The sequence below is a fragment of the Oscillibacter sp. genome (assembly GCF_032060045.1).
Taxonomy (GTDB): domain Bacteria; phylum Bacillota; class Clostridia; order Oscillospirales; family Oscillospiraceae; genus Oscillibacter.
The window spans coordinates 130,112-152,720 of record NZ_DAMBZJ010000002.1 but is presented as its reverse complement, the minus strand read 5'-3'; the positions used below and the strand labels follow the sequence as shown (position 1 = coordinate 152,720).

The following is a 22,609-nucleotide window of genomic DNA, read 5'->3' as shown; positions in this document are numbered from 1 at the left end:
CCGACGTATTTGCCCATATCATCGATTTTCGCAGCCCCTTTACCACGCGGCATTCTGCCAGCGTGGCCGCCACGGCGGAAAAGTTGGCGGAGCTGTCGGGTTTTTCCGAAAACGAATGCAAGATGATGCGAATTGCCGGGAACCTTCACGATCTGGGAAAGCTTGCGATTCCCGCCGAGATTTTAGAGAAGCGGTCCAAGCTATCCCCCGACGAGTTTGATATTATCCGGGGGCATACCTTTTATACTTACCGCCTGCTTCGACCCATCCGGGGCTTTGAGACGATTAACCAGTGGGCGTCCTATCACCACGAACGGCTCAGCGGAAACGGGTATCCCTTTCATCTGAAGGCTGACAGCCTGCCGCTGGGGTCCCGCATTATGGCGGTGGCGGATATTTTCACCGCCGTGACCGAAGACCGGCCCTATCGGAAGGGGATGTCCTTCGCCAGAACGGAGATACTGCTCCGGGACATGGCGCGCCACGGTGCAATTTCAGAAGATTTAGTGTCCCTTCTGCTGGCCAACCATCAGGAGATTTCTCAGCTCCGGGAGGAAGCCGCCGATCAGGCTGAGAAGCGGTATGACCGGCTCTTTTTGCAGGACTGTGTATAAACCCTCAAGGCAACCGCTGAGAATTGCGCCGCGCTGCCTTAAAAAACAAAGCCCGCTGTCCAATTGGACGGCGGGCTTACGTTTTACGGTAAAATTTTTGATTCTTGGACAGGAGCGGAAAAGTAGGGACCGTCCCCTTTTCTTAAGTTCTGGCTCAAGGGCGCGTGTTTTGAGTCCCGATGAAAGTCCTTGAAGAGGTGCTGAAACACGCAAAAATGGTCATATTGGCGAACAAAGTGCATAGCGGAGCACTTTGCCTGCATAAGCTCTTTAAGCCTCGTCCACCAGCATGACTGCATCCCGCCGGGCTGCGACCTGAATCAGGTTTTCAATTCATTGAGCTGCGTTACCAGTCCTGTATCTCTTTGAGAATTGAATCGCTCAGTTCTCCTGCGGTATAAGCGGTCAGCGCGGCATAAATAATTTCCGCGGCCCGGTCCAGTTCCTCCCAGGTGATGACCAGCGGTGGCTGTATCCGCAAGGTGCTTTGCCCCACAAAGGTCAGCAGCAGGCCGTGCTTCATGCAGTAATAGGAAATTTTGGCGGCAGCGGGATAGTTTTTAGCCATGGTTTCCCGATCCGTTACCAGATCCACACCCATGTTCAGCCCGATGCCCCGCACCTCGCCGATGACAGGGAACTCTTCCTGCATCTTCATAAAACGCTCCTGTAGATAAATGCCCTTTCGATAGGATTCCTCAAAAATGTTTTCCCGCTCCATGATTTCCAGCATCTTTAAAGAGGCGGTGCAGCAGGAGGCATGACCGGACATGGTAAACGCGTGCGCCGGGAATTCCAGCGATTCCATCACCTCTTTGCGGCCCACCACCGCACCCAGAGGCAGTCCGCCGCCAAAGGATTTGCCCAGCACGTACAAATCGCACTCTACGCCAAAATTGTCCATGGCAAACATGCGCCCCGTGCGGCCAACGCCCTGATTGACTTCATCGGAAATCAGCAAAATGCCGTTTTCCCGACACAGGGCGGCCAGCTCCTGGAAAAATCTTGCCGGGGGGACAATTAAGCCCGCGTCTCCTGCGATGGGCTCCACCAGAAATGCGGCCACCTCGTCGGCGGGAAGATAGTGGCGGAAGGCGTAATGAATCTGTTCTAAACAGTCCAGTTTACAGGACGCGGGCTTCTGGTGATATTGGCAGCGCAGGCAGGTGGGATAGTGAAACGTCTCACATTCCGGAAGCAGCGGACCGATTTTGCGGCGCATGCTGTTGGTGAGCTTGGAGACGGAAATGGCGCCATAGGTGCTGCCGTGATAAGATTCGCTGAAGGAGACGATTTTGGGACGCCCGGTGTAACCCCGGGCGTATTTGATGGCCCCGTCGATGGACGCCGAGCCGGTGCAGCTGAAAGAAACCATCATATCCGGCCGACCAGTCATGCGGGAAACCTTTTCCGCCAAATCAATCATCGGGCCGGAGGGGAAATAGGCCGAGATATATTGGGACAGCTCGGTCATCTGCCCGTAGACGGCCTGCGCAATTTCTTGGTTCCCGTGGCCAATGTTGGCGGAGGAAGCGCTGGCGAGAAAGTCGATGTACTCGTTCCCATCGCAGTCGTACAGTTTTGCGCCCTTCCCACGGACAAAGGAAATGGGAATATAGGAAATCCGGGCCGATTTTGGCACGTAGTCAAATTGACGCTGTAGGATGTGTTCCAACTGTTTGGACATAAAATCCTCTCCAATCCTTTGTGTGGCGGTGGTACGCGTCCGTTCCGCGCGTTTTCTTTTTTTCAGACCAAACTTATCCTCTGTAAGAGTGATTGCTTTTTATCATATCGGGCCTTCGTTTTTCTGTCAACGCCATTTTTTACAACTTTTACGCAGGATTCTCTAGATGAGTTGTAAAAAAATAAGGTATTTCAAACATTTTATATAGATTAATTTAAAGCTTATGAACTCTGTGAATAAAAACGAGTAGGAGGAGAGCGATCTATGGCAATCAAGAGACACAGCAAGCTCCAGAGAATCCTGATTCCCGGCTTCGTGTTTCAGTCTATGGTCATTGGCGGAGGCTACGGAACCGGCGCGGAAATTCGGGAATATTTCCTGTCAAAGGGGCTTGCCGGTGGTCTTTTGGGAATGGCGGTTACACTTGGAATCTGGTCTGTTCTGTGCGCGGTGACCTTTGCATTTTCCTGCACATTCCGAACCTATGATTATATGAGCATGATGACCAAGCTACTGGGCAAAGCCAGCTTTCTATATGAAATTTGCTACATTGTGATGCTTTTAATTGTGCTGGGGGTGGTCACGGCCACGGCAGGCAGCATGGTCACCAGCCTGACGGGCGGTTCTAAATGGATTGGCGTTGCGATTCTGTCCTTTGGTATAATTCTGCTGGTCATCAAAGGCACCGCTGCCATTGAAAATGTGCTGGCCTTTTGGTCCTATGTGCTGTACGCAGTGTATATTCTCTTTATGATCATCGTGTTTACAAAGTTTGGCGGGAATCTGCCCAAGGTGTTTGCCGCCCGGAGTGCGGCGGGGTCCGGCTGGCTGATGGGCGGCGCGAAGTATGCGTTTTACAATTTGGGCATTGTCCCCATACTGCTTTACACCGTCCGCGCGTGCCACAACCGCAGGGAAGCCGTCCTCTCCGGCCTTCTGGCCGGTGTAATTGGCATTATTCCCGCATGCATGCTGCTTATGACCATGGGCACAATGATGGGCGCCTGCATGAGGGCAGAGGTGCCCATCACCGCGGTGTTTCAGGCGTTGGATATGAACTGGCTGTTCTGGCTGTTTGAAATCGTGCTGTTTGGCACACTCATTGAAACCGGAACTGGCTTTATCAAGGCCATGGATGATCGGATTGAAAACGCCATTTCCGCCTCTGGCAAGCCTGTCTCCGTATGGGTGCGGCCCGCCGTAGTCATTGGCTGCGTGGTGCTGGGGATTTTTTTCTCCACCTTTGGATTGGTGGACCTGATTGCCCGAGGTTATGGAACTATCACATGGGGGTTCTTGTTCTTCTTCGCGGTTCCCATGCTGACCATCGGCGTATACAAAATGTTAAGGCACGGCAGGAGGAGCCGCTTTCCCAAAGCCTTTTCCGGGCGTTCGCCTGCATACTCACATAATGCGTCAAAGCGGCCCGGTCTTTAAGTAGAATTGCGTTTTGCCTTCTTAGAGCGAATTGGGGAAAACGAAAAGAAAGCCGGACGGTCAGTCCGACTTTCTTTTCATAATGCAATGCAATCGAAGCGCGATTAAACTGTTTTAAATTCCAACACCATATCGTCCAGCATCTGCATCTGCCCCAGCAGTTCTTCGCTGGTGGCGGCGCTTTCCTCCGCTGTGGCGGAGTTGGACTGCGTCGCATTGGAGATCAGCCGAACCCCTTCGCTCAGCTCGGAAACGCTTTGGGACTGGCTACCCAAGGATTTTGTGACCTCGTCTACCAGTGCGCCCACGCTGCTGGTCTGTTCCACAATTCGCTGGAACGCCAGCGCCGCGCCCTCGGCGGTCTGCTTGCCGGTTTCCACGGAAGCCAGCGTGCTGTCAATCAGCTCGGCGGAGTTTTTCGCGGCCTCCGCGCTCTTGGATGCCAGCTGGCGAACCTCGTCCGCGACCACGGAAAAGCCCTTTCCGGACTCGCCCGCGCGGGCGGCCTCCACGGCGGCGTTCAGCGCGAGAATGTTTGTCTGGGCGGCAATGTCGTCGATGTAGTGAATGATGGATTGTATCTTCGTGGTAAAATCGTCGATGCTTTGCATGGCGTCCAGCATTTTTTGCATTTTTTCCTGGCCTGATTGGGTTTCCTGCAAGGCAGTCTGGGTCATATTTTGCATGGATTGAGAGTGGTGGGCCGTCTCCTGAATTTGTTTGGACACAAACTCCAGAGAGTTTTCAACCCGTTCCGCGGCAGATGCCTGCTCGGAGGAATTTTCCGCAAGATTTTGCCCGCCCTGAGCCACCTGCTCTGCGCCGGAGCGAACCTGCGCAGTGGACTGAGAAATCCGCTCCAAGGTGCCGTTCAAGGACTGTACAATTTTTTCAAGCGCAGTCTGGATGGATACAAAGTCACCGGAATACTCCACGCTGCTAGTGACGGTCAAGTCATTTGCCGCAACGCTGTTGAGAATGTTTGAAATATCTCCGATGTATGTCTGAAGACCGTGGATGGTGTTTTGAATGGCGGTCATTAAGCGGGCGCCCTCGTCCTTGCCCTTCACTGGTTCCACTTTGGTTTGCAGATCGCCCTGCTCCAGCAGCTCCAGCCGCCGGGTGGCAAGAACAATGGGGCGGGTGATCATCCGCGAGAAAAAGCGGGTGAAGACAATGGAGATTAAAAGCAGCAAAAGGCCGGTTCCCACACAGAAAGCCAAGGTGATTTTTGCGTTTTGTTCCACCTGTGTCAGCGGTCTTGTCACGGCAATAGACCAGCCCTCCGGCCCGTCAAGGGGGGTGAAGCCCACCATGCGGCGCACGCCGTTGTAATAACTGTATCCGATTCCCTTCTCGCCGGAAATCATACGCTTAAACATGGCGGCGGTAGGCGCATAGCTGGGGTCCTTCTCCGCCAGTTCAAAATAGTTCACGGGATTTGCGATGTTGTTCACGTCGGGGTGCAGCACCGTATATCCGTCGGCATTGATGCCAAACGCATATCCGTTATCGCCAATTTTAATCTGGTCCAGCACATTGCTAAAAACCGTATAGGGAAATTCCCCGTATAAAAGGTCGCTGCTGCCGGGAATGGTGGCCGCGACATAAAGCACCAGTTCCTGTGCGCTGTTGAGCGTGGGGCTGGAGATATAGGTCTGTCCCGATTTTGCCTGCTGGAAAAATGGCTGCTCTGCCAATGCAATTCCATGGGTGTTGTTTCCCTGCGCGTCGGCAATGGCCAGATAATTAAATCCGTTCTGCTTGGCCTCCTGCGTCAGGTATTGCTGAAGTGCCTGCGGGGAAACCTCGGGATCGGTCAGCTCGCCTCGCGCGGCCTCGGCCTGAATGGCATTGCGGTAGGACTCCAACACAATATTAAGGCCCTGACTATATGCAGACACCAGCCAGGAAGAGGTGTCCTCCTCTTGCGCCATGGAGCTTTTGTAGTAAAGAATTGAAGATATGGTGGTCAGAGAGAGTATGGTGAAAGCCAACAGCAAAGAGATATAAAGCAACAGCTTGTTTTTCAGATATTTCATAGGGCAATTCCTTTCAGGTCTGATGATAGGCGGCTGGCGCATGCTTGTTTTGCGTGCGCTCCTGATACAAATAAAGTGCAACCATAGCAATTTGCTGAGAAATACAGGAATAACAAATTAATGCAAAAAAACTACCAATATTTATAGAATCTCCTGCAATAGCTTATGCTAACCTATTTCGACAAAAAGTGCAAGCAAAAAAAGCAGTCAATCTTGCAGAAAATTGCAGTTTTCTGCGCATTAATAGGGCTTGGAGTTAGCGGTTACCTAAAACGAAATAGGAATAAAAAAATTCCAGGGCAGCCGTGAAGCTGCCCTGGGGGTTTAGTGTCTGCCTCCCTTTTCATGGATATATTTCAGGATAACCGGTGTGCAGTTGTCCGTGTAATCCTGCAAAACAGAGCAAACAGCATCTGCGTCCGCTTCGCGCAATGCCGCCAACAACGGTGCAAAGTCCGCTTCGCTTTTTGCGTCTTCCCGGCATGTGGCAAAGATATAGCGCAGCAGCAACTGCTGCCCTTGAAGAGAAATCATACTCTTATCCAGACGGCGATTCCCGCAGCAGTGATAAAAAACACCAACCAGATGATTCACCGCTGCGACCTCGCTCTGCACGTTTCTGGCCCGCAGATAATCCTTCAGGTGTTTTTCCATAGGAGCGAGAAGGTCGTTGCGTTCGCACTTGCTCATCGCCAACTGAATGGCCGCACAGTGAAGCGTCATGGCCAGCTGCTGAATCTCTTCAACATCGTGTGCATCAAGCACCAATACGCTCGCTCCTATATTCGTCTCGTTGGTGACCAGTCCCTCAAGCTGCAGGCGGTTGATTGCTTCTCGGATGGGGGTACAGCTGACTCCAAGTTCTTTTTGCAGTTCGTTTACGTTCAGCCTGCTTCCCAGCGGGAGCTGCAAAGAAATAATGTCACCGCGCAACGTGTCATAGACCTGATCAACCAGAGAGCTTTTTTTAATTGATGGCATACTTGTCCTCTTCTCATTAAGATATCAAATAACGTTTTACTTCTTGCAAAATATTTTACTTGATGGGAAGTTGGATTGCAAGCAAAAGTATTTTAATTTCTATTTTACAAAAATTTTCGATTTTTTTGTAAATATATGAGAATTTATTGAATCATTCTTGACATTTATTTTGCGTGTGCTATTCTAAAATAAATCTTGCAAGATATATTATATATTATATTTTGCGTGTAGGAGGAATTCCATTGAAGTGTCTTTTGACCGGCAATGAAGCGATTGCCCGTGGCGCATGGGAGGCAGGCGTACATTACGCGTCTGCTTATCCTGGCACGCCCAGTACCGAAATCCTGGAGAACCTTGTAAAGTACAAAGAAATATACTCCGAATGGGCGCCTAATGAAAAGGTGGCTTTGGAGTCGGCAATCGGCGCTGCCTTTGCCGGCGGCCGGGCCATCGCTTCCATGAAGCACGTGGGTCTGAACGTAGCGGCGGACCCCCTATTCACCAGTGCCTATACCGGGGTAAACGGCGGTCTGATGGTGATCAGCGCTGACGATCCGGGTCTGCACTCCTCGCAGGACGAGCAGGATAATCGGTACTATGCCCGTGCCGCCAAGATTGGAATGCTGGAACCTTCTGATTCCCAAGAAGCCAAGGACTTTGTCAAGGTTGCTCTGGAGCTGTCTCAGTTGTTCGACATGCCCATTATGATGCGGCTGACCACTCGCGTGTGTCATTCCAAGAGCGTGGTGGAGCTGGGTGAGGGCCGCACGGAGGTTCCCATTGTCCCCTATGAAAAAAAGGATAAGTTTAACCCGATCCCCGCGATTTCCAAGCAACTGCACTCTAAAGTCGAGAAAAATCTTCGAAAGCTGGAGGAATACGCCAATACCACCCCCCTCAACACGGTAACTTGGGGCAGCAAAAAGGTGGGAATCGTTTCAGCCGGTGCCGCCTATCAGTACGCCAGAGAAGTCTACGGGGACAACGCCTCTTATTTGAAGCTGGGCCTGACGTTTCCTTTGCCCATCAAAAAGATCCGAGAATTTGCAGATCAAGTGGAACACCTGATCGTCGTCGAAGAGCTGGAACCCATCATGGAAACCGAAATCCGTGCCGCGGGAATCCCTTGCACCGGGAAGGACAAAATCCCCAATGAGGGGGAGCTGAATCCAGACATTCTCCGCAAGGCTTTGTTGGGCGAAGTACATGAATCCATCGAGTATGATACCTCCGTGGTGGCAAACCGCCCGCCGGTCATGTGCGCTGGCTGCCCACACCGCGGGTTTTTCCTTGAGCTGCACAAATTAAAAAACACCGTGTTTGTCAGCGATATCGGCTGCTACGGATTGGCTCCCAAAGATATTGCTATTTGCATGGGCGGTGGATTCTCCGTAGCCCACGGCGCCCAGAAGGTATTCAACATGGAAGGCTCCGGAAAGCGATGCGTTGGCATGATGGGCGACTCCACCTTCTTCCATTCGGGGATGACTTCCATGTTGGAGGCAGTGTACAACCGTTCCAATGTCCTGCTAGTGGTGCTGGATAATCGCATTACGGGCATGACTGGCCATCAGCAAAATCCCGGCTCGGGGTTCACGCTGTCCCAAGTGCCTACCAACATCACAAATATTGAAGATGTGGCAAAGGCCCTTGGCGCGAAGCATACAAAAACCATCAATCCCCTGAAATTGGACGAGGTGAAATCCGCACTGGAGTGGGGAATGAGCTTTGACGAGCCGGCTGTTCTTATTACCCGCTGGCCCTGCGTGCTGAAAAAGCTGTCCCAAGCCGATCAGGAGGAATTTGGCGACTATAAGGCCGTCAATGCGGTGGACCCGAACAAGTGCATCGGCTGCAAAGCTTGCGTCAGAACCGGCTGCCCGGCACTGGAATATCACCCCGAGACCAAAAAGGTCACCATTGACCGCAATCAATGCGTCGGCTGTGACATATGCACACAGGTCTGCCCCAAAAATGCCATTTCCCGGGAGGTGAAGTGAGATGTCTGAAGTAAAGAACATTCTGCTCTGTGGTGTTGGCGGTCAGGGAACGATTCTGGCCAGCAAAATCCTATCCACCGCACTGGTGGCCGCAGGCTATGACGTGAAAATGAGTGAAATCCACGGTATGAGCCAGCGCGGCGGCAGCGTCGTGACACAGGTGCGCTATGGAGAAACGGTATACTCGCCTATTATCGGCCAGGGCAGCGCCGACATTGTAGTCTCCTTTGAGTCCATGGAAGGCCTGCGCTATCTGGATAGCCTCAAAAAGGATGGCAGCGTGGTGGTCAACGATTATCAAATGCCCACCGCCACAACTCTCTCCGGCCAGGAGGCGTATCCCGCTGATTCCATCGAGCGATTGCACAAGCTGGCCAAGACCTATGTGCTGGACGCGGCTAAAATTGCTTCGGAGCTGGGTAATTCCAAAAGTATGAACGTAGTGCTGTTGGGCGCGTTAATCAAACGGATGGGATTGGAGTCTCTGGACTGGAATGCGGCGCTGACCGCATGCATGAAGCCCCAGTTTGTGGAATTGAATAAAAAAGCGTTGGCTGCCGGAATGGCCGTCGTTTCCTAAAAGAGAATGTTTGCAAAAGCGGCAGGGGAGGGAAACGCCCTGCTTCTGCCGCTTTTTTCTTAATACAGGAGGAGTTATGGTATACAGTACCTTTCAGGAACTGATTCTCGCCGCAAAAGGCAAGCCCCATATAGCCCGTATGGCCGTGGCCGCCGCAGGTGACGAGCATACAATCCAAGCCGCACTCAAGGCCCGTGAAGAGGGCATTGCCATTCCCATACTGGTGGGGGACAAGGCGGCGATTAATTCAATCCTCTCCGCGTTGGGGCAGAGCGTCCCCGCAGAGGACATTTATGATGTAGCGGACCCAATTCAGGCTGCCCACAAGGCGGTGGAGTTGGTACGCAACGGTACGGCACACTTTCTGATGAAGGGCCTGTTGGACACCTCTGTGCTGCTCAAAGCCGTGGTGGACAAGGACCATGGTCTTGGCAAGGGGGGCGTCATGTCTCACTTTACCATTTTTGAAGTGCCATCCTATCATAAGTTGTTGGTCCCTGTGGACGGCGGGATGGTGACCTACCCCACGCTGGAGCAGAAAAAGTGCATCCTTGAAAACACGGTTAACACTATGCGGGACATGGGCTATGACTGCCCCAAGGTGGGCGTGGTCACCTGTGTGGAAAAACTCAACCCCAAAATGCCGGAAACGGTGGACGCAGACACGCTTAAGCAGATGAACCTGCGCGGTGAAATCACCGGATGCACGGTGGAAGGCCCCATTTCCTATGACTGTGCCGTATCCAAGGAAATCGCCGAACATAAGGGCTTTAAAAGTCCTTGCGCCGGGGACTGCGACATTCTTCTGGCGCCCAATATTCACGCCGGAAACATCATGGGCAAGATGCTGGCGGTGACCTGTGGAGCAACCATGGCCGGTTTCATCGTGGGCGCAAGGTGCCCCATTGTCATGACCAGCCGCGGGGCGACCGCGAAGGAAAAATATCTCTCAATTGTCATCAGCGCCCTGGCAGCACAACAGTAAGGAGGAATTATGGAACGTCTGCTGATTTTGAACCCCGGTTCCACATCTACCAAGCTGGCGGTTTTTGACGGGGAAACTCCCGTATTTACGGAGAGCATCCTCCATTCCCCCGAAGAACTTGCTCCCTTCGACTGCGTGGCCGACCAGTATGGCTTCCGCCGCGACCTGGTGTTGGAGCACCTGAAGCAGCATGAAATCCCCTTGAATTCCCTCACGGCCATTGTCTCCCGTGGCGGCTTGCTGCCCCCCATCGAGGCGGGCGGCTATACCGTCAATGAAGACATGGTCTGGCAGCTGAAAAACCATCCCCGCAATGAGCATGCTTCCAACGTGGGAGCAATGATTGCGTTTGATATCGCAAATACAATGGGGATTCCGGCCTATATTTATGATGGGGTTACTGTGGACGAGCTGACGCCGATCAACCGAATCACCGGTCTGCCCGCTATGGAACGCAAGGGCATGGGCCACAACCTGAACACCCGGGCCGCTGCCCTGCACTTTGCACAGGAGACGGGCCGGGCATACAAGGATATCACCGTAATCGTGGCGCATCTGGGAGGTGGCATTTCCGTCAACCTTCATCGGGGCGGGCGCATTGAGGATTTTATCAACGACGAGGAAGGCCCTTTCTCACCCGAACGCAGCGGGGGCCTGCCCCTGTTTGATGTTGTGCGGGCCTGCTTTCAAGACGGCGCCACTTATAAGGACATGATGAAAACGGTTAAAAGCCGCGGCGGTTTGATGGCACATCTGGGAACCACCGACAGCCGCCAGGTGGAGCAGCTTATTGCAAAAGGCGACGAGCACGCCAAGCTGGTCTATGATGCGATGATTCTAAATATTTCCAAGAACATTGGCAAGCTGGCGCCCGGCGTCAGCGGAAAGCTGGACGCAATTTTGCTGACCGGTGGAATTGCAAATTCCAAATACGTCACAGAGGGAATCTCCCAGTATGTGTCCTTTTTGGCTCCTGTGGTGGTCTATCCGGGCGAGGATGAGATGAGCGCTTTGGCGCTGGGTGGTCTGCGGGTCTTGCGTGGGGAGGAGAGGGCCAAGACCTTCCACCGGACAAGCAATTCACAGTTATAAAAAGATAGATTGCCAATGCTTCCATGTATCTTGAGAGTAACCGCGTTCTAACAAGCCAATAATAGCAATGAGATTCTTAACCGAAAATTTTTTCAAAGTTCAGTTGATCCCCGTTTAGCTGCGCAAAAGTAAGAAATGAACATACCCAAATTTATTTGTGAAAGGACTTTAATATGAATTACAAGACTCTGTTCACACCAATCAAATTGGGCAAGATTGAAATTAAGAACCGTTTTGCAATGGCCCCTATGGGACCATTGGGCTTGAGCGACTCAGAAGGAGGCTGGAATCAGCGTGGCATTGATTACTATACTAGACGTGCACAAGGCGGAGTTGGACTGATCATCACCGGAGTAACCTTTTCTGATTGCAAGGTTGAGCATCAATCCATGCCCAACTGTCCAAATTCCACCTATAACCCGGTGCATTTCACGCGAACCTCGAAGGAGATGACCGAGCGCGTTCATGCATACGGTTCAAAGATTTTCCTTCAGATGTCCGGTGGTTTTGGGCGGGTGACAATTCCAACCAATTTGGGGGAATTTAATCCGGTGGCTCCCTCGCCGATTCCTCATCGCTGGCTTGATAAGACATGCCGGCCACTTACTATTGATGAAATTCATTCAATTGTAAAGTCCTTTGGCGATGGAGCCTATCATGCAAAACGCGGGGGCTTTGACGGGGTGGAAATCCATGCCGTGCACGAAGGCTACTTGATGGACCAATTTGCAATTTCCATGTTTAACTTGCGAACAGATGAGTATGGCGGCAATCTTGAAAATCGTCTTCGCTTTGCCAAAGAAGTTGTAGAAGAGATTAAATCCCGTTGCGGCAGCGATTTCCCCGTAATTCTCCGCTACAGTTTGAAAAGTATGATTAAAGACTGGCGGAAAGGCGCGCTTCCCGGTGAGGAATTTGAAGAAAAGGGCCGCGACATCGAAGAAGGAAAAGTTGCCGCAAAGTTATTGGTCCAGTATGGATACGATGCTTTGGATGTGGACGTTGGCACATATGATTCTTGGTGGTGGAATCATCCCCCGATGTATCAGGAAAAGGGCTTATATCGTCCATACGCAAAGATTGTCAAAGAAATTGTGGATGTTCCCGTTTTGTGTGCCGGACGCATGGATGATCCTGATATGGCGGCGCAGTGTATTGAGGATGGAACCTGTGACATGATCTCGCTGGGACGCCCGCTGCTGGCCGACCCGGATCTTCCTAATAAAATCCGCGCAGGAAAACATGCGGATATTCGTCCCTGCATTTCGTGCCAGGAAGGCTGCATGGGCCGTATTCAGGAATATTCCATGATTAACTGTGCGGTAAATCCCCAGTGTGCAAGAGAGCGGTTCTTTGCGTACAATCCCGTGTTGCAGGCAAAGACAGTCGTAATTGTTGGCGGTGGCATTGCCGGTTGCGAAGCAGCAAGAGTCCTCGCCATTCGCGGGCATAAGCCAATCCTCTTTGAAAAAACCGCAAAACTTGGCGGTGCATTCAATGAAGCCGGTGTCCCCTCTTTTAAAGAGGACGACCGGGCCCTGATCCGCTGGTATGAGCACACGCTCAAGAAGTTAAACGTTGAAATTCATTTTGAGACTGCGTTGAGCCGTGAAGAGCTTGAAAAAATGAATTATGATATTTTGTTGATTGCCACCGGTGCCACAGAAAAGCGGATTGCACTGGGAAATCATCAAAAGATCCTCACCGCCAAGGAAGCGTTGGCCAGTGGCGGCGCGAATGTGGGTGAGCGGGCAATTGTAATTGGGGGCGGCATGGTCGGCTGCGAACTTGCCTTGTGGCTTACAAAGGACTTAAATAAGCAGGTCACGCTTGTGGAATCCCTCGATAAACTACTTGCAGTGAATGGCCCGCTCTGCTCTGCAAACAGCGAAATGCTTAAACGGCTGGTGCCGTTCTTTGGGACAAACGTGATGTGCCGCACATCTGCTGTTAAAACCACGGAGAACGGCCTGTTGGTGAAAAATCTCGATACGCAAGCTGAGGAAGAACTCGCAGCCGATACGATTATTTTGGCGGTCGGATTCGATGCAGACCAAAAACTGCTGGATGAGATGCAGGATGCAGATGAAGTCTACGCAATCGGAGATTGTAAGGAATTTCATAATATTCACAGTGCTATTTGGGATGCCTTTGAAGTTGCAAATCACATTTGATTGGATAGCTAAATCCTACTGTAAGAGAAAAATGCACGCAAATTTTTTATAAATAAATTAGAAAATCGCTCCGGACAGACTACGGAGCGATTTTCTATAATTTAAACGCCCGTCGATTTGGCCACATTAAAAAGGTTCAAAATTTTTGACCAATTTTTTAAAATGCGATGCCTGAAATACTCTTTTTTTGTGGTACCAGAATCTTTTTTGAAGATCTTTTAATGGCTGCGTGCAAATATGTACGAGCCCAGACGATGGTATGTAATGCATTTTAATGCCATATGTGTCGCAAAAATGGCACGTGCTGTGCGAATTTGCTTCTTTACAACCACCCTTTGCACCCTCTAAAGTAAAGAGTAATTCCATACCGTATAAGCACACTGGAAACCGAATCAGATCACGTTCTTTCCCTTGTAAAGCTGAAAAGTTAGAAAAACAAGAAGATATTGATATTCTGAGATTCCATATCTGTTCGATGAATCAATACATAAAAAAGGAAAGAGTTGAATATATCCGTGAGACAAGGTGTACGAGCCGACAAACGGCATATTGTAAAATGGTTGGAAGACCAGTCTATTTCAAAAAAGTTATTCATCAGTCATTTAATTACAGCGACTTTGGGGGCTGCGGTTGGTCTAATCGGAATTGCCTGCCTGCTTTTTGGCGCAGGCCAAAGCAACTCCGTCTTAGGATCAATTTTGATAGTGGTTACTGCAATTGCCATATCCTACATAGCCTCTTTCTTTTTGTACAAATGCATTTCCAAAATTATCTGTCCCCCAATCCATACGTTTGTCGCCTCCGGTGAGTTGTTGGCTGTGGGCGACATTAATATGGGAAAAGTGTTAGATGAAAATGCGAAGACACTGAAATTTAGAAAAGACGAAATCGGATTACTTGCAGCTTCAAACAGTAAAATTGCCGTAAATATGATTAAGCAAGCAAAAGGAACACGGGCAATTGCAAATGGAGATCTGACGACTGAAATCACCGTCAATTCAGACGACGATGTGCTGGGGAAAGCTCTTTCTGAATTGGTGGAAAAATTTCACACGCTTGTCACGTCCATTGTTTCAGCTGCGGATCAAGTGGACTCTGGCGCAAAGCTTGTTGCTAATACTAGTACCTCGCTTTCGCAGGGATCGTCTCGGCAGGCGGAGTCTATTGAAAAACTGATGTCCACATTAGAAGGAATCACCACACAATCCGTTGAAAACGCGCAAAATGCACAGGCGGCAAACGGACTTACCCAGACTATAAAAAGTGATGCGGAACTTGGAAACACGCAAATGGCAAACATGCTAAAGGCGATGGACGATATTAGTCAATCCTCGGACAGCATTGGTGAAATTATTAAAGTAATCGAAGACATTGCGTTTCAGACGAATATTCTGGCGTTGAATGCAGCGGTGGAAGCCGCCCGTGCAGGCCAAAGCGGTAAGGGGTTTGCTGTTGTCGCAGAAGAAGTAAAAAATCTTGCCGGAAAATCCTCCAGAGCAGCGAAAGAAACGACAGAGCTGATCGAAAAGTCCATTCAAAAAGTGCAACAAGGAATTAAGACCGCGAAAGAAACAGCCGCCTCCTTGGACAAAATAGCCTCAGGGGTTGTGCATGTTACGGGCTTTATTGCGTCAATAGCATCGGCATCTGACTTACAGGCAACTGCGGTTGAACAAGTCAACAACGAGATTTTAAACATTTCGCAAGTAGCGCAGAATAACGCGGCGGTCTCCGAGGAGAGTGCGGCAGCCAGCGAAGAGTTGTCCGGACAGGCCGCCTGCTTAAAGGAAAGTGTTGGTGCGTTTAAACTGTAAATTACTCACCGATATCAATAGCTTAAGCTCAGATGAGTCTCGCCATAGATCAAAAATGTGTAGCATGTTCTCTACGGATCCCCGTACATAGAGACTGCTACACATTTATTTTTACATCGTTGCTATTAAGCAATTCACACATATTCCTATGCCCTTGTATACTTTGTATGATTTTTATAAAATTTTAGGTAATTTTATGGCAAACAAGTAGCGTAAATGTCACATCATGACCATATCCGATTCTTTACGAGATACAAAAAGCTCGGTATAGTAGAAGTATAGTCCGTACGGAAGCAACAAATACGAAAGAGAAAGGCAGAGATGCATAGCTAACGTCCAATTCACGCAACAGGAATCATTTTGGAACGGCAAAATATTGAATCTTGGGAGGATAAAAATATGACCAGTTCTACTGTTGCAACCATCACTCACAGAAATACAAAATACTACATATGGTCGCTTATCTCCATTTTCTTGATGTTCTTCTTCGGCGCAATTGTACCACCTTTTGCAGGAATCACTCCGGTGGGAATCAGCATCCTCGGCATCTTCTTTGGCGTTTTAATTTCCACAATTGCAACAAATGAAACGTTCTGGCCTGCGGTTCTGGGCCTGTTCGCCATGGTTATCTGCGATTATATGCCGGCAGGCGAGCTTCTAAAAGCTTGGTTTGGAAACTCCGTGATTCAGCAAATTATCTGGGTAATGGCCTTGACCGGAGCTGTCACGGAATCCGGCGCGGTTCATGTGATTAGCAGAAAAATGTTGGGAATTAAGGCATTGCAGGGCCACCCAATGCGTTTTATCATTTCTCTGTTTATGACGGTGTTGGTCTGCGCTGCGTTGGTCAGCAGCCCAACCACCATGCTGCTGTTGTGGTACCCCATTTTGGATGGTATCTGCGAAATGTGCAATGTAAAAAAGGACAGTGATCTAAAACGCGAATTGCTGCTCGGTATTTATATTGCGGCCATGGGTGCCTATATTCTTCCGTTTAAGGGTGTACATCTTTCATCTATTGCAATTATCAGCGGAATTATGGAGGCCAGCGGTCTTCACTTCGATAATGTCGCATACTTGGTTACCGCCACACTGTCTGTTGTCATTCTTGTTCTGGCCTATGCGCTTTTCATGAAATTTGTCTGGAAAACCGATTTGACACCCCTGAAGAATTTTGATGTAAACAAGATGAGCATGGACGTGACGGATACAAAATTGAGCGGAAAACAAAAAATCTTACTTGGATTTATGATTTTCGGAATTCTTTTCTTGCTGATCGGTATGGTTTTGCCGAAAGAATCCGTAGTCTATGCCTTCTATAACAAGATTGGTTCCACCTGGGTTTGGGTAGCTCTCTATGCAATTCTATGCTTTATGCGGGACAAAGAAGGCAAGCCTTTTGTTGATGGCGTGAAGCTGCTTCAATCAAAAACTATGTGGGGGATTGTTGCTGTGGCGGGCTGTTTCACCATTTGCGGTGCCGCCATTGCTTCGGATGACTTGGGAATTAAGGCCGCAATCTCTACAATACTTGGACCCATTCTTAATAATGCCAGCTGGCCGATACTGGTGCTCCTTTGTGTTATTATTTCCACGGTTTTCACCAACTTCACAAACGGAATGCCCGTCAGCTTTACAATCAACGCAATCTGCATTCCTCTTGCCTGTACGTTGCAGATCAACCATGAAGGAAATGCTTCTATTCTGGGCGTTGCAACGATTCTGTCTGGACTGTGCGCATTTTTGACCAACGGTGCAATTGCCTATGCACCGATTCTGTTGGGACGTGAGGAAATGACGAACAAGTTCATTTTCACAAAAGGTGTTGCAACGAATATTTTATTTATCGTAACGACAAGTCTGGTGTGCATCGTTTTTGGATATCTATTTTAGGAAGCAATAAAGGAGTTTCTTATGAGCAAAATTTATCAAGAGCCGTCTCAAAATATCTCGATTCAAGCGGAATGTGATATTTTGGTGGTAGGCGGTGGCGCTGCCGGACATTCTGCTGCCGTTGCAGCGGCTAGAGCTGGTGCGAAAAACATTATTCTTTTGGAACGGTACGGATATATGGGCGGTGATGTGACTGGTGGTTATGTCATTATGGTCCCCAATCTGTCCTGGTATAATAAGTCTTTTGTCAGAGGTCTTCAAGAGGAATGGTTCAGCCGTATGGAAAAAATCCCGGATGCTGTGAGAGCACCCTCGTTGGATAAAATCGGCTGCACAGACCCTGCCTTGTTGCATCCATGGCGGGCAATTCACGACTGCGTTAGCCGCGGGGGCTATGGCGGCTCCAAACCCTCCTGCCTGGTCCGTGCGGTATACTTTGAGCCCAATCAGCTGAAAATTGAACTGGATAAGATGCTGCTTGAGCATAAAGATGCAATTCAAGTGATGTGCCATAGCTGGGGGACAAAGCCAATTATAGAGGGAAACACCATTAAGGGTGTGATCTATGAGAGCAAAGAAGGCCGCAAGGCCATTTTGGCCAAGATGGTGATTGACGCCACAGGCGACGGGGACCTTTATTCCCAGACAGATGCACCCTTTGAAAGCATGGCGGACAAGGTAACCCGCGCAAACACGACTGCCCTGGTTTGGAGAATTGGCGGAATCAACTGGGATGCGTATTATGAGTGGCAGCAGCTTCACCCGAATGAGATGGCAGCTCTGCGTGAGGGCTTGCAAAAAGTGGCCGGATTTCGGTGCCTGCCGCTTGCCGGCAATCAGAATGACATGTGCTGGGTGAATAACTGGCATCCCAACCGGGACTGTACCTGCGTTAAAGACCAGACGGAAACAGAAATGAATACGCGAAACACAATGCGGGATGTGCTGAGTTATTTGCAGGAAGCCGTGCCGATTGCGTTCCGCAACGCTTACCTGTATGACATCGCTCCGCAGCTTGGAACCCGCTGCAGCCGCCGCCTGGTCGGAGAGTATGTCATGACGACCAATGATTTTGCGTTTGCCAAGCAGCATGACGATGTGGTTGCATGGCATTCCACAATCTGTCAGGTAAATGACTGTGGACCGGTAGAAATTCCTTATCGCTCGATTCTCCCCCAGAAAGTTGAGAATTTGCTGTGCCCCGGACGCCATTTTTCAGCGGACGGAATCGCAATTGACTGGCTGAACTTGATTCCCCAGTGCGTGGGCATGGGTCAGGCGGCCGGTGTAGCTGCTGCTGTCGCCGTCTCGGAGGGAACGACTGCGCACACTGTGAATATTCGGAAAGTTCAGGATATTTTGGTGGATCAGGATGTTCCTCTGCCGCGTAATGCGAAGTTTGAAGCGAAAGATCCCTCTTACCGGGAATGTGTTGAAGAGCATCAATATGGACTTTATACAGACAAGGCCCGTCTTGCAAAAGAGCAAGTGGAAAAAACAGGCGAACTAAATCTGGATTTTCAAAAATGGTAAACCAGACGAACGAAAGTCTGGAAGGCAACTCTACCGAAGAAAATCGTAACACGGCAAATTTACCTCAAGAGTTTTTTGCGAAGCTTTTAGATATTCCAAGTTGTAAGCTTGAATCTGGGATATGCGACGGATGTGGCCGTTGTGAACACTGACACGAAAGAGATCTGCCGGAATATGCATTCCGGCAGATCTCTTATACTTGCAAATTATCATAAATGGGGAGGAGAAATCGATCGCTCTTTCATAAAACTCAGTAAAGAATGAAAATCCCCGTCATGAGCCAAAGCCTTATTCCAAACAAGACGGTGCATACTTTTTGGAAAGAAATCCAACGGGATTCTCTGTACATCTGTCCACGTCTCTAATATGTCGCTGGGAAGAATCGTATAAATAATCCCGCTTGAGTTCAGAGCATGAAGCAGCTTTTGATCCGAGGTACGCAAAACGACATTTGGAGTTTCTCCAAACGTTTGAAAGCATGCGTTCAAAATTTCTTCTACTGGCATGGGCGCGTTTAAGTAACCCAAAGGCAGGGTCAAAATATCAGAGATGCCCAAAGATTTTTTTTCAGCAATTCTGCAACCAGAAGGAACTCCCATCATAATTTGTGTTTGATAGAGGTCTATGCTTCCAAATATATTATGATCCATAATTCTTGCTGGCGTAAAAAAAGCATCCACCGTTCCATCCATCAGAAGCTTCCACGCATCATTTGCACCATACTCATTCACATAGAGATTGATTCCTGGAAAGCACCGACGAAAATCATCAAAGTAAAGAGAATACAGATGATATGAATTTGTAGGAGTTATTCCAAGATGAAAAGCGGATGGTTTTTCGCCACTAGATATTTGACAGATTCGCCGCTTCGTAGCTTTATAACAAGAAGAGACTTCCTTAAATAAACAAGCAATTGTTTCTCCGCTCTCTGTTAAAACAACGCCATTTTTAGAGCGAATAAACAAATTCGCCTGAAATTCTTCTTCTAGCTCTGCAAGCACTCTGGAAATGACAGAACGAGAGATAAAAAGTTCGTCTGCCGCAGCAGAAATATTTCCTTTTGCGATAACCATCTGAAAATATTCAATTTGCTTTAGCGTCATAGCCGAGCCGATCTCCTTCCAGCATAAGCAGTATTTGGATCGAGCTACCGTTGCAAATATTATATATTATATTTTATAATATATAATATCATACTTCGACAAAATGTCAATAAAACTAAGGCAATATGTGGAAACTTTATCCTTGTTCTTTTGATATGCTGTTTAAGAGAAGGGGTTAAGCGGCAGAGAAAATCATCACAGTGCGTATTTGCCAACATGGCTGTGGCTGCAGTTATCCTGGATGCCTGTTGATGGGTAGCTTCATTTTGCGAGGGTAAAGCTGCTATAGATATTAAAGTTAAAGTATATCGTCTAAGCATAGAAGAGGCGCGCCCATCCGGGCGCGCCTCTCTTATTCAGAATATAACACCGACTTTTACGAAACGTGGTCTCTTCAGGCCATGGTTATTCCAAAACTTCCAGAATCGGGTCGATAACCTTCTGCTGCAAGACGTCGATAAAACCCTTGTCGGTGATGGCATAGAGGGGAATCGCCGCCAGACAGATGAAGGAAAGGAACATACAGGTATAGTTGATTTCACAGCCGCACTCCCGGAGCGTTGCATTAAACTTGCGCTTTTCCTCCGCCAGCTCCTCTGCCGACAAGTCTGACTGAAGTCCGCACACCGGGAAGGGAATTTCATAAAGGACCTCTCCGTCCACCACAAACACCTGCCCGCCTTGAAGCGCTGCCACTCGATTGACGGCAGCGGCCATGTCGGTGTGGTTGGTACCCATTACGATGATGTTGTGGTTGTCGTGACCCATGGAGGAGGCAATCGCACCCTTTTTCAGCTTGAACCCGCCCATAAACGCCTTGCCAATACCGCCTGTTTTGCCGTGCCGCTCCACTTGGGCAATATAAAGCACGTCTTGGTCCAGATCGCACTGCACCACGCCGTCCACGACGTTCAGCATCGCATCCCTTGGCTCGGTAATCGGAATCCACGGAAGCGTATCCATCACCTTGACCTTGGCGGCCTTGGCAGATGCGGATACGCGGAATTGAAAATCAGCAGCTTCCACGGCTTTTTTAAGATGGACTGTGTTCAAGAGAATCGGATTGTGCTCCGCCGCAGGATACTGGACCACCGATTTGCCATCTTGTGTGACAACGCGGCCTCCCGCAATAACGGATTCCACCCGGAAGTCCTCCGGCCCGGTGGTCAGATTGATGTCCGCCCGGCGCCCCGGGGCAAGACAGCCCACAAAACGATCAAGCTGGAAGGCCCGGGCCGCGTTGATGGTGACCATCTGGATGGCGGTCAGGAAGTCCACGCCTGCTTTCAGCGCGGTGCGTACCGATTCGTCCAGATGCCCTGTTGTGGCAAGATCGATGGTGTGCAGGTCATCGGTGACGATGGAGAGGTTGGAGGTGTCCAGATGTGCATTCAGGACCGGCTCCAGTAATTGCGTCAGGCTGCGGGCGGAGGAACCCTCTCGCAGCATCACGGAGCAGCCCGCCCGCAAACGGGCCACCACGTCCTTACCGCTAAGGGACTCGTGGTCCGTGGATACGCCGGCGGCGATGCAGGTGTTGAGGGTGGCGGCGTCTGCGTCGGGGAGATGGCCCTGAAGCGATGTTCCCTTGGCAAGCGCCGCGTCACAGGAGGCCATCAGCTCCGGAAATCCCGCCGCCAGATACATGCCCACGCACTCGGACAGCCCCACCGCGTCCGGCCGCTCCAGCGCGCGCTTGATAATCTCCGTGTCAAAGCGTCCGCCAGAGGTTTCCAGATTAGGGGAAAAGGGAACATGAGAGGGAACCATGAAATAAAGCTTTAAATCGGTGGCTTCTGCTTCCTCCAGCACCGCTTCGATGGCTTCCAGCCCTCCTACCACGCCAATTTCGTGCAGGTCGGTCATGATGACCGTGGTGCCGTGCTTTAGCACCGCCTCGGCAAAGGAGCGGATGGATAGGTTGGAGCTTTCTGGATGAATATGTCCATCAATAAAGCCGGGGGTGAGATATTTGCCCTGCGCGTCGAGGAGTTTTGTTTCCTCGCCGATCGTGTACGCCACATCGCCCACGGCGGCAATTTTGTCTCCCACCACCGCAACGCCGCCTTCATAGATTTCTCCCGAAAAAACGTTTACGATTTTGCCGTTCGTTACAACCAGATCCGCAGGCTCTTTCCCGCCTGCCACTGCCAACAGCTTTTGATCCATGTTTCCAACCCCGCTTTCTTAAAATAGCTTCGTTTCCCTGCTGACCGGGACCACCGGGAATCTTGCGGGAAGCTCGATGCCGGCCCGCTTATAGATGGCGGCGGCACGGGCTGCGCCCTCCGCCAGAATTGCGTCCTCGTCCAGCGTGAGGATTTTGCGGTCTTTCATCAGCCATTTGCCGTCGCACATGGAGCAGGTGATGTTCTCCGAATGCATGGCCGTGACCAGCGCGGCAATTTTATCATTGATGGGCATCATGGACGGCCCCTGCGGGTCAATGACAATCAGGTCTGCCTTTTTCCCCGGCTCCAAAGAGCCGTATAGCTTGTCGTCCAGCAGCGCCCGGGCGCCCCACCGCGTGGCCATCCGTAAAATGTCTTGGCTGGGAACCACTGTGGGGTCCAGCCGCCAGCCCTTGTGGATCAGGGAGGTCAGCCACATTTCATCCACCATGTCCATGTGGTTGGATGAGGAGGCTCCATCGGTGCCGATGGACAGACAGATG

At 50.1% G+C, this 22,609-nt stretch carries 16 protein-coding genes; 10 read left to right on the top strand and 6 right to left on the bottom strand.

Annotated elements, in window-relative coordinates:
• Nucleotides 1-614 (top strand): HD domain-containing phosphohydrolase (locus RT018_RS01705; RefSeq protein WP_312938819.1); only part of this gene is annotated, 614 nt, incomplete at its 5' end.
• Nucleotides 615-960: 346 nt separating this feature from the next.
• Here RT018_RS01705 and RT018_RS01700 read toward each other — a convergent pair.
• Nucleotides 961-2,301 carry an aminotransferase class III-fold pyridoxal phosphate-dependent enzyme gene (locus RT018_RS01700; protein ID WP_312938818.1) on the bottom strand — a complete coding sequence of 447 codons (1,341 nt, stop codon included), beginning with the start codon at nt 2,299-2,301 and terminating at the stop codon, nt 961-963.
• A gap of 264 nt (nt 2,302-2,565) precedes the next feature.
• Between RT018_RS01700 and RT018_RS01695 the strand changes: the two genes are divergently transcribed.
• Nucleotides 2,566-3,738, top strand: a complete 1,173-nt coding sequence (locus tag RT018_RS01695) for a hypothetical protein (RefSeq protein ID WP_312938817.1) — start codon at nt 2,566-2,568, stop codon at nt 3,736-3,738.
• A gap of 104 nt (nt 3,739-3,842) precedes the next feature.
• Here the strand turns inward: RT018_RS01695 and RT018_RS01690 are convergent, their stop codons facing one another.
• Nucleotides 3,843-5,780 carry a methyl-accepting chemotaxis protein gene (locus tag RT018_RS01690; RefSeq protein WP_312938816.1) on the bottom strand — a complete coding sequence of 646 codons (1,938 nt, stop codon included), beginning with the start codon at nt 5,778-5,780 and terminating at the stop codon, nt 3,843-3,845.
• Nucleotides 5,781-6,104: 324 nt separating this feature from the next.
• The gene (locus RT018_RS01685) at nt 6,105-6,761 is read right to left on the bottom strand and encodes a GntR family transcriptional regulator (protein ID WP_312938815.1); all 657 of its coding nucleotides are present in this window, start codon (nt 6,759-6,761) and stop codon (nt 6,105-6,107) included.
• A gap of 242 nt (nt 6,762-7,003) precedes the next feature.
• On the opposite strand from RT018_RS01685, the gene iorA reads away from it, so the two are divergent.
• The 8 genes from iorA to RT018_RS01645 all read left to right on the top strand — a co-directional run bounded on the left by iorA (nt 7,004) and on the right by RT018_RS01645 (nt 18,832).
• The gene (gene iorA / locus RT018_RS01680) at nt 7,004-8,761 is read left to right on the top strand and encodes an indolepyruvate ferredoxin oxidoreductase subunit alpha (protein WP_312938814.1); all 1,758 of its coding nucleotides are present in this window, start codon (nt 7,004-7,006) and stop codon (nt 8,759-8,761) included.
• A 1-nt stretch (nt 8,762) separates the two neighbouring features.
• A complete protein-coding gene (locus RT018_RS01675; RefSeq protein ID WP_312938813.1) occupies nt 8,763-9,341 on the top strand; it encodes an indolepyruvate oxidoreductase subunit beta in 579 nt (192 codons plus the stop codon).
• 76 nt (nt 9,342-9,417) lie between these two features.
• Nucleotides 9,418-10,326, top strand: coding sequence for a phosphate acyltransferase (locus RT018_RS01670; protein WP_312938812.1), 909 nt, complete (start codon nt 9,418-9,420; stop codon nt 10,324-10,326).
• 9 nt (nt 10,327-10,335) lie between these two features.
• Nucleotides 10,336-11,418 carry a butyrate kinase gene (gene buk / locus RT018_RS01665; protein WP_312938811.1) on the top strand — a complete coding sequence of 361 codons (1,083 nt, stop codon included), beginning with the start codon at nt 10,336-10,338 and terminating at the stop codon, nt 11,416-11,418.
• Nucleotides 11,419-11,591: 173 nt separating this feature from the next.
• Nucleotides 11,592-13,592 carry an FAD-dependent oxidoreductase gene (locus RT018_RS01660; RefSeq protein WP_312938810.1) on the top strand — a complete coding sequence of 667 codons (2,001 nt, stop codon included), beginning with the start codon at nt 11,592-11,594 and terminating at the stop codon, nt 13,590-13,592.
• A gap of 515 nt (nt 13,593-14,107) precedes the next feature.
• Nucleotides 14,108-15,406, top strand: coding sequence for a methyl-accepting chemotaxis protein (locus RT018_RS01655; RefSeq protein WP_312938809.1), 1,299 nt, complete (start codon nt 14,108-14,110; stop codon nt 15,404-15,406).
• Between the two features lie 399 nt (nt 15,407-15,805).
• The gene (locus tag RT018_RS01650) at nt 15,806-17,299 is read left to right on the top strand and encodes a hypothetical protein (protein WP_312938808.1); all 1,494 of its coding nucleotides are present in this window, start codon (nt 15,806-15,808) and stop codon (nt 17,297-17,299) included.
• A 21-nt stretch (nt 17,300-17,320) separates the two neighbouring features.
• A complete protein-coding gene (locus RT018_RS01645) occupies nt 17,321-18,832 on the top strand; it encodes an FAD-dependent oxidoreductase (RefSeq protein ID WP_312938807.1) in 1,512 nt (503 codons plus the stop codon).
• Between the two features lie 209 nt (nt 18,833-19,041).
• Here RT018_RS01645 and RT018_RS01640 read toward each other — a convergent pair whose 3' ends face one another.
• The 3 genes from RT018_RS01640 to RT018_RS01630 form a co-directional block, all read right to left on the bottom strand.
• Nucleotides 19,042-19,935: a LysR family transcriptional regulator gene (locus RT018_RS01640; protein WP_312938805.1), complete on the bottom strand. Its 894-nt coding sequence runs from the start codon at nt 19,933-19,935 to the stop codon at nt 19,042-19,044.
• A 405-nt stretch (nt 19,936-20,340) separates the two neighbouring features.
• Nucleotides 20,341-22,104 carry an adenine deaminase C-terminal domain-containing protein gene (locus RT018_RS01635; RefSeq protein ID WP_312938804.1) on the bottom strand — a complete coding sequence of 588 codons (1,764 nt, stop codon included), beginning with the start codon at nt 22,102-22,104 and terminating at the stop codon, nt 20,341-20,343.
• Nucleotides 22,105-22,122: 18 nt separating this feature from the next.
• A partial coding sequence (locus tag RT018_RS01630; protein WP_312938803.1) for an amidohydrolase family protein occupies nt 22,123-22,609 on the bottom strand: 487 nt, incomplete at its 5' end.

Bases quoted from the DNA above. Each gene is read 5' to 3' on its own strand.
- RT018_RS01670 (WP_312938812.1), top strand. From the start codon at position 9,418: ATGGTATACAGTACCTTTCAGGAACTGATTCTCGCCGCAAAAGGCAAG.
- RT018_RS01650 (WP_312938808.1), top strand. From the start codon at position 15,806: ATGACCAGTTCTACTGTTGCAACCATCACTCACAGAAATACAAAATAC.
- RT018_RS01690 (WP_312938816.1), bottom strand. From the start codon at position 5,780: ATGAAATATCTGAAAAACAAGCTGTTGCTTTATATCTCTTTGCTGTTG.
- RT018_RS01685 (WP_312938815.1), bottom strand. From the start codon at position 6,761: ATGCCATCAATTAAAAAAAGCTCTCTGGTTGATCAGGTCTATGACACG.
- RT018_RS01645 (WP_312938807.1), top strand. From the start codon at position 17,321: ATGAGCAAAATTTATCAAGAGCCGTCTCAAAATATCTCGATTCAAGCG.
- RT018_RS01635 (WP_312938804.1), bottom strand. From the start codon at position 22,104: ATGGATCAAAAGCTGTTGGCAGTGGCAGGCGGGAAAGAGCCTGCGGAT.
- buk (WP_312938811.1), top strand. From the start codon at position 10,336: ATGGAACGTCTGCTGATTTTGAACCCCGGTTCCACATCTACCAAGCTG.
- RT018_RS01660 (WP_312938810.1), top strand. From the start codon at position 11,592: ATGAATTACAAGACTCTGTTCACACCAATCAAATTGGGCAAGATTGAA.
- RT018_RS01700 (WP_312938818.1), bottom strand. From the start codon at position 2,301: ATGTCCAAACAGTTGGAACACATCCTACAGCGTCAATTTGACTACGTG.
- RT018_RS01695 (WP_312938817.1), top strand. From the start codon at position 2,566: ATGGCAATCAAGAGACACAGCAAGCTCCAGAGAATCCTGATTCCCGGC.
- RT018_RS01640 (WP_312938805.1), bottom strand. From the start codon at position 19,935: ATGACGCTAAAGCAAATTGAATATTTTCAGATGGTTATCGCAAAAGGA.
- RT018_RS01675 (WP_312938813.1), top strand. From the start codon at position 8,763: ATGTCTGAAGTAAAGAACATTCTGCTCTGTGGTGTTGGCGGTCAGGGA.